The 12,284-nt window shown below is 54.9% G+C and carries 18 protein-coding genes; 15 read left to right on the plus strand and 3 right to left on the minus strand.

Translation table 11 applies throughout. The annotated features are described in order from the left end of the window. Positions 1-39 precede the first annotated feature (39 nt). Together IMCC12053_RS08270 and IMCC12053_RS08275 are read right to left on the minus strand one after the other, a co-directional pair. Positions 40-714, minus strand: coding sequence for a flagellar hook capping FlgD N-terminal domain-containing protein (locus IMCC12053_RS08270; RefSeq protein WP_062217914.1), 675 nt, complete (start codon positions 712-714; stop codon positions 40-42). Between the two features lie 11 nt (positions 715-725). Continuing rightward, positions 726-2,333, minus strand: a complete 1,608-nt coding sequence (locus IMCC12053_RS08275) for a flagellar hook-length control protein FliK (protein WP_169775311.1) — start codon at positions 2,331-2,333, stop codon at positions 726-728. 119 nt (positions 2,334-2,452) lie between these two features. On the opposite strand from IMCC12053_RS08275, the gene IMCC12053_RS08280 reads away from it, so the two are divergent. From IMCC12053_RS08280 to IMCC12053_RS08305, 6 genes are all read left to right on the plus strand, one after another. Beyond that, entirely contained in the window at positions 2,453-2,728 is a 276-nt protein-coding gene (locus tag IMCC12053_RS08280; protein WP_062217919.1) for a rod-binding protein, read from the plus strand. Then, positions 2,728-3,081, plus strand: a complete 354-nt coding sequence (locus IMCC12053_RS08285; RefSeq protein WP_062217922.1) for a flagellar protein FlgN — start codon at positions 2,728-2,730, stop codon at positions 3,079-3,081. The genes IMCC12053_RS08280 and IMCC12053_RS08285 overlap by 1 nt, the downstream gene beginning before the upstream one ends. 222 nt (positions 3,082-3,303) lie before the next feature. Next, complete coding sequence (locus IMCC12053_RS08290) at positions 3,304-4,635, plus strand: flagellin (protein ID WP_062217925.1); 1,332 nt, start codon at positions 3,304-3,306, stop codon at positions 4,633-4,635. An 89-nt stretch (positions 4,636-4,724) separates the two neighbouring features. Then, entirely contained in the window at positions 4,725-5,102 is a 378-nt protein-coding gene (flaF, locus tag IMCC12053_RS08295; protein ID WP_074906166.1) for a flagellar biosynthesis regulator FlaF, read from the plus strand. Continuing rightward, entirely contained in the window at positions 5,099-5,506 is a 408-nt protein-coding gene (gene flbT, locus IMCC12053_RS08300) for a flagellar biosynthesis repressor FlbT (protein WP_062217932.1), read from the plus strand. Before flaF ends, flbT begins: the two co-directional genes overlap by 4 nt. Next, on the plus strand, positions 5,503-6,297 hold the full coding sequence (locus IMCC12053_RS08305; protein WP_062217935.1) for a DUF1217 domain-containing protein: 795 nt from the start codon (positions 5,503-5,505) through the stop codon (positions 6,295-6,297). Before flbT ends, IMCC12053_RS08305 begins: the two co-directional genes overlap by 4 nt. Before the next feature lies 1 nt (position 6,298). Here IMCC12053_RS08305 and IMCC12053_RS08310 read toward each other — a convergent pair whose 3' ends face one another. Then, complete coding sequence (locus tag IMCC12053_RS08310; RefSeq protein ID WP_417903488.1) at positions 6,299-7,636, minus strand: FliI/YscN family ATPase; 1,338 nt, start codon at positions 7,634-7,636, stop codon at positions 6,299-6,301. A 69-nt stretch (positions 7,637-7,705) separates the two neighbouring features. On the opposite strand from IMCC12053_RS08310, the gene IMCC12053_RS08315 reads away from it, so the two are divergent. From IMCC12053_RS08315 to IMCC12053_RS08355, 9 genes are read left to right on the plus strand one after another with little or no spacing between them, the layout of a single operon-like run. After that, the gene (locus tag IMCC12053_RS08315) at positions 7,706-8,095 is read left to right on the plus strand and encodes a FlgB family protein (protein ID WP_062217942.1); all 390 of its coding nucleotides are present in this window, start codon (positions 7,706-7,708) and stop codon (positions 8,093-8,095) included. Positions 8,096-8,106: 11 nt separating this feature from the next. After that, a complete protein-coding gene (gene flgC, locus IMCC12053_RS08320) occupies positions 8,107-8,499 on the plus strand; it encodes a flagellar basal body rod protein FlgC (protein ID WP_062217945.1) in 393 nt (130 codons plus the stop codon). Positions 8,500-8,519: 20 nt separating this feature from the next. Next, on the plus strand, positions 8,520-8,816 hold the full coding sequence (gene fliE, locus IMCC12053_RS08325) for a flagellar hook-basal body complex protein FliE (protein ID WP_062217948.1): 297 nt from the start codon (positions 8,520-8,522) through the stop codon (positions 8,814-8,816). Between the two features lie 3 nt (positions 8,817-8,819). Next, positions 8,820-9,086, plus strand: a complete 267-nt coding sequence (locus tag IMCC12053_RS08330) for a flagellar biosynthetic protein FliQ (RefSeq protein WP_062217951.1) — start codon at positions 8,820-8,822, stop codon at positions 9,084-9,086. Continuing rightward, positions 9,086-9,802, plus strand: a complete 717-nt coding sequence (locus IMCC12053_RS08335; RefSeq protein WP_062217954.1) for a flagellar hook-basal body complex protein — start codon at positions 9,086-9,088, stop codon at positions 9,800-9,802. Before IMCC12053_RS08330 ends, IMCC12053_RS08335 begins: the two co-directional genes overlap by 1 nt. A gap of 12 nt (positions 9,803-9,814) precedes the next feature. Then, on the plus strand, positions 9,815-10,600 hold the full coding sequence (gene flgG / locus IMCC12053_RS08340) for a flagellar basal-body rod protein FlgG (protein ID WP_062217957.1): 786 nt from the start codon (positions 9,815-9,817) through the stop codon (positions 10,598-10,600). Then, entirely contained in the window at positions 10,597-11,037 is a 441-nt protein-coding gene (gene flgA, locus IMCC12053_RS08345) for a flagellar basal body P-ring formation chaperone FlgA (RefSeq protein WP_062217960.1), read from the plus strand. The genes flgG and flgA overlap by 4 nt, the downstream gene beginning before the upstream one ends. Before the next feature lie 8 nt (positions 11,038-11,045). After that, a complete protein-coding gene (gene flgH, locus IMCC12053_RS08350) occupies positions 11,046-11,771 on the plus strand; it encodes a flagellar basal body L-ring protein FlgH (protein ID WP_062217963.1) in 726 nt (241 codons plus the stop codon). Between the two features lie 12 nt (positions 11,772-11,783). Continuing rightward, positions 11,784-12,284 carry a flagellar basal body-associated FliL family protein gene (locus IMCC12053_RS08355; protein ID WP_335337291.1) on the plus strand — a complete coding sequence of 167 codons (501 nt, stop codon included), beginning with the start codon at positions 11,784-11,786 and terminating at the stop codon, positions 12,282-12,284.

Below are 12,284 nucleotides of genomic sequence, written 5' to 3' on the forward strand. Positions count from 1 at the left end.
GGGGCACCTTACGTCCCCGAGCCGAAGCAGCGCAAGACGCTAGCTCGCCTCACGCAAAGACTGAACATCCTCCGCACTAATTTCTGCGCCACCATTCAAAATCAACGTGATGTCGCCCCCATCGCGGCGCGCCTCGATCACTTCCGAATAGCTGTTCACACTCGCCGTGGATAGGAATGCACCCTTTGCATGACTTTCAATGGCAAAACTGTATTTGCCAGTCGGGAAAGGATAGCCGTCTTTGTCCATACCATTCCAAGAGATATCAGTCTCTTTGGGGTCAACCGAAACGCGCTGAACCTCGGTCCCCGCTGCGTTTCGCACCAAAAGATACGCGGCGTCTGCCGTTGTATTCGGGGTCGCGGACAGGGACACGGGCTCGCCATCAAAGTATGACGGCGCATCGCTTTTCACATCCATACCAACCCAACCGGCGGTCTGGGACATCCCGATGACACCTAACTGGTTGGACAACGCCGAAATCAGATCGTTGGTTTGGACCTGCTGCTCCACACTCGAAAACGTTGCAAGTTGTACCGCATAATCCGTCGATTCGATCGGGTTCATCGGGTCTTGGTTTTGCATCTGAACCGTCAACATTTTCAAAAATGTTTCAAAATCTGATGACAATGCATTCGCAGACGGTTTTTCTGTCACAGACTGTGCGGCTGCGGTGGTTGTCGTTGCGGCCATTGATTGGGAAATCTCGGTCATGTCAGTGCTCCTTAGAGTCTAATATCAACACGGGCATTCTCGCTTAGCGAGACGCGGTGGGGCTGAACGGTGGTGGCTGCGATATCGGCATCACGTAAATCTTGTTGATCTGTTGTGGCGCCACGTGAGTCGCCGCGTCCGCTATTGGCCGATGCGTCTCCTTGGCCGCCATGTTGAAATTCAAAGCTGCTGCCCTCGTACCCCATCGCCGCGAAATCTTGTTGAAGGGTGTGAATGTTTCGGCGCATCAAATCTGCGGTTTCGGCCCGATCAGCCTGAACAACGACCGTCATCGCGCCCGTCTCCGAGACCTGAAATGTAAGCCGGACACGGCCCAATTCCTCAGGCGTTAGGGTAATCTCCACAGGACGATCGGGGAGTTGCCGCGCCGCTTCGGCAATCTGTCCGGCAATATGAGCAGGCAATTCTGTGCGCTGTATCTGTGCGACATTCGACGCCTGCGCCACCTCACGCGTAACCGTGCCCAAAACACCCTCCGTTCTGAAATCGACCATCTCGGATGGGTCGACGGCCTCAGCCTTTAAATCCACTGCATTTTGAATATGCGCATAGGCAAGTGCAGCTTTTGGCGTTGCTTGATTTGTGTCTGTCGCCGCTGACGCCTGTGGCTTTGACCCCTCAAAGGTGCGGTCGGCCAAAACATCTTGCGTACTATCGCCGACAGTCACATCCGCCACTGGCGACATGTTTGGCGTGCTCGCACCCGCCTTCTCCACCTTAGGCAGCGCACCAGATCCAAACCCTGATAGAGCCACCACATCAGGCGTTTGGGGATCAGACCTCGACCCCTCCAAGATGGCATCACCTGTAATATTTTTCGCCGCGAACGGCGTCTCTTCCTGCGTCCGCATCTGCGCCGGCAGGTTCACACCGACAGTCTGCGGCTCGGCGGCTTTGGGCAATTCAGGCGCTACCGTTCCTTGTGTTTGCGCCGCATTTTCGGTCGCCAAACGCGGTGTAGCCATCGGCACATCCCGAGCACCCGAATCAACATGCGTTTGCATCACCTCACGTGTCGTCGCCTCACTCGTTCGCGTCTCTAATCCGGCTCCACGCTCAACAGTGGCTGTGGCGGTTTGGGTCGTCAACGCACCCTCGCCCTCCTCACTGGTCACCACGTCAACCTTGCCTGATGTCGATGCCACCTCCGGACCCGCCTCTTGCGGTTGTGTGGCATTCGCCGCGTCCAACGCGCTCTTATCGGTATCAAACGGACCTACAATCCCGCGTGTCGCCACGTCTGGGCCGATGGGCGTATCGTCACCTACCACCATATCCACAACGGGCAATTCGGATGGGCTCACATCGCTCACCACCGTTTCGCTCACCACCGTCTCGACCTGAGCCGCATCTAACAAAAATCCATGCCGCGCCGGAACTTTCGGCGCCGCTCCCAAATTGGCGGCCTCGCGTCCAACAACCGCCTGTTGGTCAACCAAAGATGTTGTGTCATCCTCGCGCGGTCTCGCCTCGTCGGTAGCCGCAATAACATCATCAAACGACTTGTCCTCAGCCGTCTGATTCGGCGTTCCGGCATCGTCGGCTTTGCGTCGGTCTATCGTCGGCTCCGCGGCGGGCGCGCGCGTCAGTGTTGGCATCTGCATTTCTTGCATCCGTTTTTAACATGTTCGCGCCACTATGCATTGGGTTGGTTACCGCTTCTTTACCGTCAGCGGGTATCCATAGAAAAAATTACATTGAATTGGAGACAACCGGCATGGACGTATCTGGCTCACTTTCGCCCGCCCCCAAAACACCCGATCAGGTGCGCACAGATCAACTGCGCGATGCATCGCAAAAACTCGAAGCGGGCTTTTTAGCTGAAATGCTCAAAGCATCGGGATTCGGTAAAACGCCTGACGCCTTTGGTGGCGGCACGGGCGAGGACCAATTCACATCCTTTCTCGTTCAGGCGCAGGCCGAAAAACTCGTCGAAGCAGGCGGCATCGGGTTGGCCGAACACATATTCCAAGCACTAGTGGAGAAAGAATAATGTCATTTTTTGATCGCTTTCGCGCCGCCAAAACCATGGCCGCAATTTATGACCGCGAATACGCCGCCATCCTCAAACAAGACTACGACACCCTTGTCCGCCTTGCCCCGCGAAAGGCGCAAACCCTCACGGCCCTCACACATGAGGACGTGTCGCCAGATGAATTGACGCGCCTGCAAAACCTCGCCGCGCGCAATCAGCGACTGTTGGAGGCCACGTCAAAAGGAATCAGATCCGTGACCGACCGACTGGCCGCCCTAAAGGAGCGAAAGCCCGAGTTTCAGACATACGGTCCGGGGGGGCAGGTCGCCCCAATGACACCCAAATCATTAACCATGAAGAGAAACTCATAACGGTTTGCCCGATTTTTGCCTCAAATTGAGAACATCTTTGGGGCGCGCCTTAGGACACTATTAGTCTTTAGGCCCCAAACCTCAGAGTGCACCCGAGGGGGTGGCACGGTCGGACGTAAAACGTCTGACTGTAACGCGTCAGAATGACAGTCCTGAAACGCCAGATCGGCGATTATTGAAACTTACGGCGCAAAACGCGCCAACAGATCAAAGGAAAATGCTATGTCCAGCATTCTGACTAACAATGGCGCAATGGTTGCGCTCCAGACTCTCAAATCCATCAACAACGACCTGTCCTCGACACAGAGCCAGATTTCGACTGGTAAGTCGGTTGCGACCGCCAAAGACAACGCCTCTGTTTGGGCGATCTCCAAAGTGATGGAATCGGACGTCAAAGGCTTCCAAGGGATTTCTGATAGCCTTGCCCTAGGCCAATCCACACTCGCCGTTGCCGCAAGCGCATCCGAGACCGTGACCGACCTTTTGACTGACATCAAAGGCAAGATTGTTGCCGCGCAAGAAGAGAACGTTGACCGCGAAAAAATCCAGACGGACATCACGGCACTGACCGAACAGATCAAATCAGTTGTGGGTGCCGCACAGTTCAACGGCCTCAACCTCATTGACGGATCGTCTACCGACGACCTGAAAATTCTATCATCACTTGATCGCGCCGCAGATGGGTCAGTTTCAGCATCTAACATCTCCGTAGGGCGTCAGAACCTCTCCGTAACCGCTCCAACTTCCTCGGCCTCGTTCGGTGCAGGCGCACCAGCTGACCAGGCCGCGGGTAACGCATTGATCCAGGCGGGTACGGATAACACCGACTTTGCCGGCACAACATATGACGGTACAAACGCGACGTCGACAATTACTGCCTCTGGCGGAACTTTGACATTTGATATCGGTGCTGTTGAAGAGGGTTCCAGTTTTCGAGTTATTCTCGATGATGTGACAGTGAACGTCGCTGGTGGCGGAACGAGTACTGGTCAACGGACCTTCGAATACGTTGCTTCGGCAAGCGATGGTACCGGTGACGTTGCTGCAAACCTAGCCAGCCAAATCAGCTCATTCTTTGGTGCTGCAACCAACTCAACAGATGGTTACGAAGTCGCTCAAGGCACTGGAACGAACGCCAATCAGCTTACGATTACAAACGGCTCTGGAACGGCGATGAAAGTCTTCACCGAAGCTGCAACAGGTGGCACGGCAGGTTCGTCCGCATCTAGCGGTGGCCTAGGTGCATTGTCGCAAATCGACGTGACAAGTGATTCGGGTGCCACGGGTGCGTTGGCTGCAATCGATGGCCTGATTTCCCAAGCCGTTGACGCCTCTGCCGCCTTTGGTTCGGCCCAAGGACGCCTTGAGACTCAGTCGTCGTTCATCTCCAACCTGACGGACTCGTTGAAATCAGGGATCGGTTCAATGGTTGACGCGGACATGGAAGAGGCATCAGCACGCTTGCAGGCCCTTCAGGTCCAACAGCAGCTCGGTGTTCAATCGTTGTCCATCGCCAATCAGGCGCCGCAATCTATCCTATCGCTCTTCCGCTAAGGGCACAGGCTGGGGCGTCAAAAATGACGCCCCAGTTCCATCGCGGAAAACCCGCGCTATAGATTTCATTGTCACCGGAAGGATCCGACGTGAACGCTTTGAATATGGCCCGAACGGCCTACACCAACACCGCCGCCCCGATCAGAACCGCGCGCGGCACCGAATACGCCGCCTTCGCGCGCATCTCGGCGCAACTCAAACAAACATCGCAAAACAAGAAATTGGAATTTCCAAAGTTTGTAACCGCGCTCAATCACAATCGTCGATTGTGGACATTGCTGGCCTCGGATGTCGCCGATAGCGACAATGCGTTGCCCAAAGAACTCCGTGCGCAAATCTTTTACCTCGCCGAGTTTGTCATCCATCACACGGCTCAAGTTCTGGCCGGAAAAGCAGACGAAGAGGCACTTCTCGACGTCAACCGCTCGATTATGCGCGGGCTACAAGGCGAAGGAGCGCAGCTATGAGTGGGTTGGTTTTAAAACTGGGGCCGAAAGAACGCGTGCTGATCAACGGTGCGGTCATTGAAAACGGCGATCGGCGGTCACGTCTTTCGATCATGACGCCGAATGCCAATATCCTGCGGCTGCGCGATGCGATTCACCCCGAAGAGGTCAACACGCCCGTGCGCCGCATTTGCTACATCGCACAGCTTGTTTTGTCTGGAGATGCGGATGCCACGGATGCAAAGCATCAACTCTTTCGCGGCATCGAACAATTGAGTCAGGTGCTCACAGATACCGACAGCCGTAAGCTGCTTGATCTCGCAACCGAGGCTGTTCAAACCGATCAGTTCTATCAGGCACTGAAATCGTTGCGTAGTCTTCTCCCCCGCGAAGAGCGGCTATTGTCGACGCGCGATTTACAATGAGCTTTCAACCTGTTGTCCCATTCGGAGGATACTCCGGATGGGCCTTTCTCAATCGCACCAAAGACGCCCAAATCGAAACCTTTCGCGGATCTGCGGATATCCAAAGGGACGTCGACTATTTCAAAGAGAACATCGGCAAGGTGAAAACCGCCGAAGACCTCGTTTCTGATCGCACTTTGAGAAAAGTGGTTCTAGGGGCCTTCGACCTCGACGGCGATATGGATAATATTTATTTCGTCCAAAAGGTTCTGTCTGACGGGATTTTGGATGACGGCGCGCTTGCCAATAAACTAAGCGATACCCGCTATTATGACATGGCCAAAGCACTCGGGTTCGACCTGAGCGTTCCCAACACAGTCATGAGTACGTTTCCCGACGAAATCGCCGCTAAATTCGAAGAACAGCAATTCGAAATTGCCGTTGGAGATCAGGATTCCAACATGCGGCTCGCGATGTCACTCGACCGCGAACTGTCTAAAATCGCTGATAAATCGACAACGGACAACGGACGCTGGTATTCCGTCATGGGCAATACGGCGGTGCGCAGCGCGCTTGAAACCGCGCTCGGCCTACCGTCCTCTCTGGGCAGTTTGGACCTCGATCAACAACTCTCAGAGTTTCGGGAAAAAACCGAACGTTATTTTGGAAGTAGCGAAGTTTCACAGTTCTCTGATCCCGATGCGCGGCAGGAAATGCTACGCCTGTTTTTGGTGCGCGCGGACATTCAATCGTCTCGCACGCAATACTCGTCCGCCGCGAATGCACTCACTTTGCTGTCCGGCTCATACTAACTCATGCCACAGTCGCTCCACTGAGACATTTTGCGAGCCGTGCAAAACTGTCGTTCGTGCCCTCGCGCCCCGATGCGGCTAGAAATTTGTCAAGTTCAGGCCAAATCGCAACCGCCTTATCAAGTCGCTCATCACTGCCTTTGGTATACAAGCCCGCTTGGATCATCATTTCGGACCGCTCGTAGGTTCCAAGGTAGCTACGCGCATCGCGAATTATCACATTTTCCTCATCAGATGCCGCCTCCGGAAGCGCGCGCGATACGGAGCGAAGCAAATCAATAGCGGGGAATCGCCCGCGCTCGGCAATTTCGCGACTGAGAACAACGTGTCCGTCCAACACCCCGCGCAAGATATCGGCAATCGGTTCATCCATGTCTGACCCCGCCACCAAAACGGTAAATACGGCCGTTATATCACCCGCCGTTTCCGGACCCGGCCCCGCGCGCTCGCAAAGAGACGTGATCAAATGCGATGTTGAAGGAGGAAACCCGCGCAACGAACTGGGTTCGCCCGTGGCCAATGCGATTTCCCGATGTGCCTCGGCAAACCGCGTGACAGAATCAGCTAAAAATAGCACCTGCTTGCCTTGATCCCTGAAATGCTCGGCCACGGCCATCGCCGTCCACGCACAACGCCGGCGCACCAATGGTGCCTGATCCGAGGTTGCCGCGACAATAACAGTCCGCTTCATCCCCTCAGGGCCAAGCACGCGCTCAATAAACTCACGCACTTCGCGGCCACGCTCACCAATCATAGCCAAGACCACCACGTCCGCTTGCAAACCCGTTGCCAGCTTTGCCAGAAGCGTGGACTTTCCAACACCGGATCCCGCGAAAAGCCCGATCCGTTGCCCGCGAACAATCGGGAGCAACGTGTTGAACACCGCTAATCCGGTCTCAAGACGCGCGCCCAAACTGCGTCGCTCCGTCGGCGTAGGCGCCGAAGCACGCAGCGCGCGTGTCGTTTCGCCGCGCAAAATCGGCTTTCCATCAATCGCTTTGCCAAACGGATCGACCACGCGGCCGATCCAACTGTCATCAGGGGCGATTTCATTTTTACCGATATGCGCCACTGGATCGCCAAACGACAATCCATCCGTACCACCATCGGCAAGAACAGTGATCGTATGCGCGTGAAGCTGTAAAACTTCGCCGCGCCGCACAGTTGCGCCGTGGCCAATCTCGACCAGATCACCAATGGCGGCCACATCAGTGAGCCCTGTCACTGTTAGCACTCCGCGTGCGGCCTCAACCACACGACCAATAGAATGCGTTGCTTTTACTGATGCGATCTCAGCTTTGAGCTGATCCAGACCGATCCCTTTCATCACGTCCTCCATGTTCTGAAACCCTTTCTAAAGGAATCAGGGTTAAGCCTTGGTTGACACGAAGTCGCGGGAGAAGCCCCGATGTTTGAAAATCTGGATATTTTTCGCCTCACAAGCGGATTAGCTCGCCATTCCACTGCGCGCCAAGAATTGGTTGCAAAGAATGTGGCGAACGCAGACACGCCCGGCTATCGGGCGCGTGACACTGTGACGTTTTCGGATGCCTTTCAGGCGTCGGAAGGCGCAGCACAACTGCGCGCAACGCGCACAGGTCATGTCACGAACACTGGCGCACATTCCCCTCTTCTTGAGACGACCGATTCACCCGACCCGTCATCGCCCAACGGCAACACGGTCTCGCTTGAAACGGAAATGATGAAAGCGGCGCAAACCCGACACCAGCATGAGCTAGCACTCAGTGTTTACAAAAGCTCGATGTCGATTTTACGCGCATCCATTGGGAAACGGTGAGGATATAATCGATGACTGACCTAACACAAACTCTCTCCCTGTCCGCATCAGGGATGAAGGCGCAAGCAAACCGACTGCGCCACGTCTCCGAGAATATCGCGAACGCCGACACCCCTGGTTACCATCGCAAGACAGTATCCTTTGAGGCGGAAATGCAGAACGGGCAAAAGACAGGTGGCGTAGAGACTGGCCCTGTCGAATTGGATCGCACCGCCCTTAGCCGTATTTTCGACCCGGGAAATCCCATGGCCGATGACCAAGGGTTCTACGACGGATCAAACGTAGACCTGATGTTCGAAGTCGCCGACGCCCGTGAAGCCCAACGCAGTTATGAGGCGAATCTCAAAATGTTCGATCAGGCGCGACAGATGTCGTCCTCGTTGCTCGAACTTCTGCGCCGTTAAATTAAAGGAAGGTAACCAGAATGGATATCCGCTCCACGATCGCGAACCAAGGCTATGCAGCGACCAAACCCGCCACATCACCAAAGGCCGATCCCAACGCAGGCATGCAAGGGAATTCCTTTGTCGATGCAACCAAGTCGTTCGCACAAACGCTGTCCGAAAGCGAGGAAATCGCAAAGGCGGCCCTTGTCGGGCAGGCAGACAGTCAAGCCCTCGTTATGGCATTGGCACAGTCCGAACTGGCCGTCGAAACGGTCGTCACAGTCCGCGACAAAGTCGTCGAAGCCTACCAAGAAATTCTACGGATGCCGGTGTAACTCATGGATGAAATCATCTTTTATGACACATTGCGCCAAGGACTTTGGATGTCGGTGGTGATATCCACCCCCATTCTTTTGGTCGCCCTTGTCACAGGGGTCGGCGTTGGCCTGTTCCAAGCACTGACGAGCATTCAAGAAATGACACTGACGTTTGTGCCCAAACTGGGTGCAATCTTGATCGTGTTCTGGATGTCGATGGGGTTCATGACTGAAAGCCTGATCGCCTTTTTCCAAGAGCGTCTCATTCCAATGATTGGAGGCTTTTGATGGATAGCGCTGGATATACCGTTCTCACCCGTCTTTCGGGTCTCAAAAACGAGCTTCAGGCCATTGCAAACAACGTGGCCAACGCATCGACAACGGGCTTTCGCAAAGAGGGGCTTATTTTCTCTGAATACATCTCCGCGCTTGAGCCGGGCGAGCCGTCCTTGTCGATGGCAAACGGTGACGTCCGCCATACCAGTGACGCGCAGGGGCCATTGACCCCAACGGGCGGTACGTTTGATTTGGCAATCGAAGGTGACGGGTTTTTCCTCATTGAAACCCCACAGGGCGAGGCTCTCACCCGCGCCGGAGCGTTCACACCCAATGATCAAGGCGAGCTGACAACCCATGACGGCTACAGGTTGCTCGACAACGGCGGGGCCGCCATTTTCATTCCACCAGATGCAAAATCCGTTGCGGTTGCGGCGGACGGAACAATGTCCGCCGATGGTTTGCCGCTTGCTCAAATTGGCCTCTATTTGCCCACCGACCCCAATTCGCTCAATCGCCAAGACGGCGTTCGGTTTTACACCGAGGGCGGCGTCGAACCCTACGAGGGTGCGGCAATTTTGCAGGGATATGTTGAAAATTCCAACGTGAATCCGATCACGGAAATCACCCGCATGATCGAGGTTCAGCACGCCTATACGATGGGCCAGAAATTTTCCGAGCAAGAAGATGAACGCATTCGCGGTGTCATCTCTACGCTTGGCCGTTAAAGGAGATCGATCATGAGAGCTCTTAAAATCGCCGCAACTGGCATGAGTGCACAGCAAATGCGCGTGGAAACCATTTCGCAAAACCTCGCGAACATGAACACCACGGGCTACAACGCGCGCCGCGCCGAGTTTTCCGATCTTCACTACCAACAAATGGCGCGCCCGGGGACTATCAATGCCGCGGACGGCACGGTGTTGCCAACCGGTGTACAGCTTGGCCTTGGTGTGCGGCCCTCATCGGTGACAGTGCAACTGGCCCAAGGATCGCTATCCCAAACGAACGGCGACTTGGATATTGCAATCGAAGGCAAGGGATATTTCGAGGTCGCACTCCCCTCCGGCCAATCCGCATATTCGCGAGACGGGACACTCAAACGATCCGCAGACGGGTTAATTGTCACATCAGAGGGCTTTGCCCTAGTGCCCAATATTACCATTCCGGATGATGCGCGCTCGATCTCCATTAACGCCGAAGGTGAGGTTTATGCCTACTTCAACGACCGCATAGAACCCGAATTGCTCGGCCAACTCACCTTGGCCGGATTTAGCAACTCCAAAGGTTTGGAAGCTATCGGATCGAACATGTTCCTCGAAAGCCCCGCATCTGGCCCCGCCATTGTCTCCATTCCCGGAACTGACGGATTGGGCACGTTGAGACAGGGCTATCTAGAGGACAGCTCTGTTGACGCCGTGCGAGAAGTCACTGAATTGATCGAGGCCCAGCGCGGCTATGAGCTTAATGCAAAAGTGATCACCGCCGCCGATCAAATGCTATCGGCCACGAGCAACATTCGATGATCCGTTTTGCCATCATAGCCTTGGTCGCAACCCTCGCCCTACCCGCAAGCGCGCATGCAGACACCTTGGTCGCGGCGCGAAACATTCGTGCTCAAACGCTCCTGTCAGCCGACGATTTGAAAGTGGTCGGGGGCGACATCGCAGGGACGCTCATTTCAGTTGAGGAAGCCGTGGGCCTTGAGGCAAAGGGGATGCTCTACGCGGGTCGACCCATTCGCATCACGGACGTTGGCGCACCAGCGCTGATAGAGCGCAATGCAATTGTACCGCTCTATTTCACGCAGGGCTCGCTTACCATTTCGGCGGACGCACGATCGCTTAGTCGTGCGGGCATCGGAGACACTGTGCGCGTTATGAACTTGTCATCCAAAACTATTGTCACCGGCATCGTCGGTCCAAATGGCGCCGTCTATGTCGGCCGTCTCACAACTCAATGAGGGAAGCAATGAAACCCATCACCGCATCAATCGCCTTTGTGGCCCTTTGCGCCTGTTCACCGCTAGAGGAAGTTGGCCGTTTGCCTGACTTTAAACCTATTCAGGAATCCTCCGAAGCCTCTGCTATGATGAACCCTGGACTGCCTATGCATGTTGAAAAGACAACGCCACTGGACGGCGCCTCTTTGTGGACCGCATCACGTCAGTCTTTGTTGGGTGACCGGCGCGCCATTGAACGCGGCGACATCCTCACCGTGGTTATCGAAATCGACGAGAGCGCCGAAATTTCAAACAATAGCTCACGCGGACGTTCAGGGTCCGAAAGTATGGGCATTGATAGTCTGCTTGGTATCCCCGAACGCGTGAACGAAGTTCTGCCCGAAGGCGCAACAATGGCAAACGCTGTTGGCACCTCCAGCAACTCGTCATCGTCTGGCTCCGGCTCCGTTCGGCGCAATGAAAAACTACAACTGATGGTCGCGGCGACGATCCTTGATGTATTGCCCAACGGCGTATTGCGCATCTCGGGATCCCAAGAGGTCAGGGTCAATTATGAAATCCGTGAACTGTTGGTCGAGGGCTACGTCAGACCTGAAGACATCTCGCGCAAGAATGAAATCACATATGAAAAAATTGCATCCGCACGCATTTCTTATGGCGGGCGTGGCCAGATCTCTCAAATGCAACAACCGCGGTACGGCCAACAAATTGCCGATATCCTTCTTCCGTTCTAACGGAGCACTATAATGGGAAAACTCATACCAATCCTACTTGCGCTCATCGGTCTTGGTCTAGGTGTCGGGGGCGGGCTTATGTTGCGCCCTGCGCCCGAAGCGGCCGAACTGGGACCATGCGGCGAGGATCCAAATGCACCGCAGCATTCGGACGATGCTGCACCGGAGACACCCGAGGAGGCGGTCGTTTTTGACTACGTCAAACTCAACAACCAATTCGTGATTCCGGACATGGACGAGGGTCAGGTGTCCGCGATGATTGTTCTCTCAATCAGTCTGGAAACCCTACCAAACGCGCGCGAAAAAATTTACGCGCAAGAACCCAAATTGCGCGATGCCTTTTTGCAGGTTCTGTTTGATCACGCCAACATCGGTGGGTTCAAAGGCTCCTTTACCGAGACAACCAAAATGCAAAGCCTGCGCGCCTCTCTTTTGGAAGTCGCCAGTGCGATTTTAGGAGACGATATTGAAAGCGTGCTCGTGACAGATATTGTTCGTCAAGATGTAGGATAG

Source organism: Celeribacter marinus (assembly GCF_001308265.1).
In the GTDB taxonomy this organism is placed as follows: Bacteria; Pseudomonadota; Alphaproteobacteria; order Rhodobacterales; family Rhodobacteraceae; genus Celeribacter; species Celeribacter marinus.

Bases quoted from the DNA above. Each gene is read 5' to 3' on its own strand.
- flbT (WP_062217932.1), top strand. From the start codon at position 5,099: ATGAGTGGGTTGGTTTTAAAACTGGGGCCGAAAGAACGCGTGCTGATC.
- IMCC12053_RS08305 (WP_062217935.1), top strand. From the start codon at position 5,503: ATGAGCTTTCAACCTGTTGTCCCATTCGGAGGATACTCCGGATGGGCC.
- fliE (WP_062217948.1), top strand. From the start codon at position 8,520: ATGGATATCCGCTCCACGATCGCGAACCAAGGCTATGCAGCGACCAAA.
- flgC (WP_062217945.1), top strand. From the start codon at position 8,107: ATGACTGACCTAACACAAACTCTCTCCCTGTCCGCATCAGGGATGAAG.
- IMCC12053_RS08270 (WP_062217914.1), bottom strand. From the start codon at position 714: ATGACCGAGATTTCCCAATCAATGGCCGCAACGACAACCACCGCAGCC.
- IMCC12053_RS08330 (WP_062217951.1), top strand. From the start codon at position 8,820: ATGGATGAAATCATCTTTTATGACACATTGCGCCAAGGACTTTGGATG.
- IMCC12053_RS08355 (WP_335337291.1), top strand. From the start codon at position 11,784: ATGGGAAAACTCATACCAATCCTACTTGCGCTCATCGGTCTTGGTCTA.
- IMCC12053_RS08275 (WP_169775311.1), bottom strand. From the start codon at position 2,333: ATGCCAACACTGACGCGCGCGCCCGCCGCGGAGCCGACGATAGACCGA.
- IMCC12053_RS08285 (WP_062217922.1), top strand. From the start codon at position 2,728: ATGTCATTTTTTGATCGCTTTCGCGCCGCCAAAACCATGGCCGCAATT.
- flgA (WP_062217960.1), top strand. From the start codon at position 10,597: ATGATCCGTTTTGCCATCATAGCCTTGGTCGCAACCCTCGCCCTACCC.
- flgH (WP_062217963.1), top strand. From the start codon at position 11,046: ATGAAACCCATCACCGCATCAATCGCCTTTGTGGCCCTTTGCGCCTGT.
- IMCC12053_RS08290 (WP_062217925.1), top strand. From the start codon at position 3,304: ATGTCCAGCATTCTGACTAACAATGGCGCAATGGTTGCGCTCCAGACT.
- IMCC12053_RS08335 (WP_062217954.1), top strand. From the start codon at position 9,086: ATGGATAGCGCTGGATATACCGTTCTCACCCGTCTTTCGGGTCTCAAA.
- flgG (WP_062217957.1), top strand. From the start codon at position 9,815: ATGAGAGCTCTTAAAATCGCCGCAACTGGCATGAGTGCACAGCAAATG.
- IMCC12053_RS08310 (WP_417903488.1), bottom strand. From the start codon at position 7,636: ATGGAGGACGTGATGAAAGGGATCGGTCTGGATCAGCTCAAAGCTGAG.
- IMCC12053_RS08280 (WP_062217919.1), top strand. From the start codon at position 2,453: ATGGACGTATCTGGCTCACTTTCGCCCGCCCCCAAAACACCCGATCAG.
- IMCC12053_RS08315 (WP_062217942.1), top strand. From the start codon at position 7,706: ATGTTTGAAAATCTGGATATTTTTCGCCTCACAAGCGGATTAGCTCGC.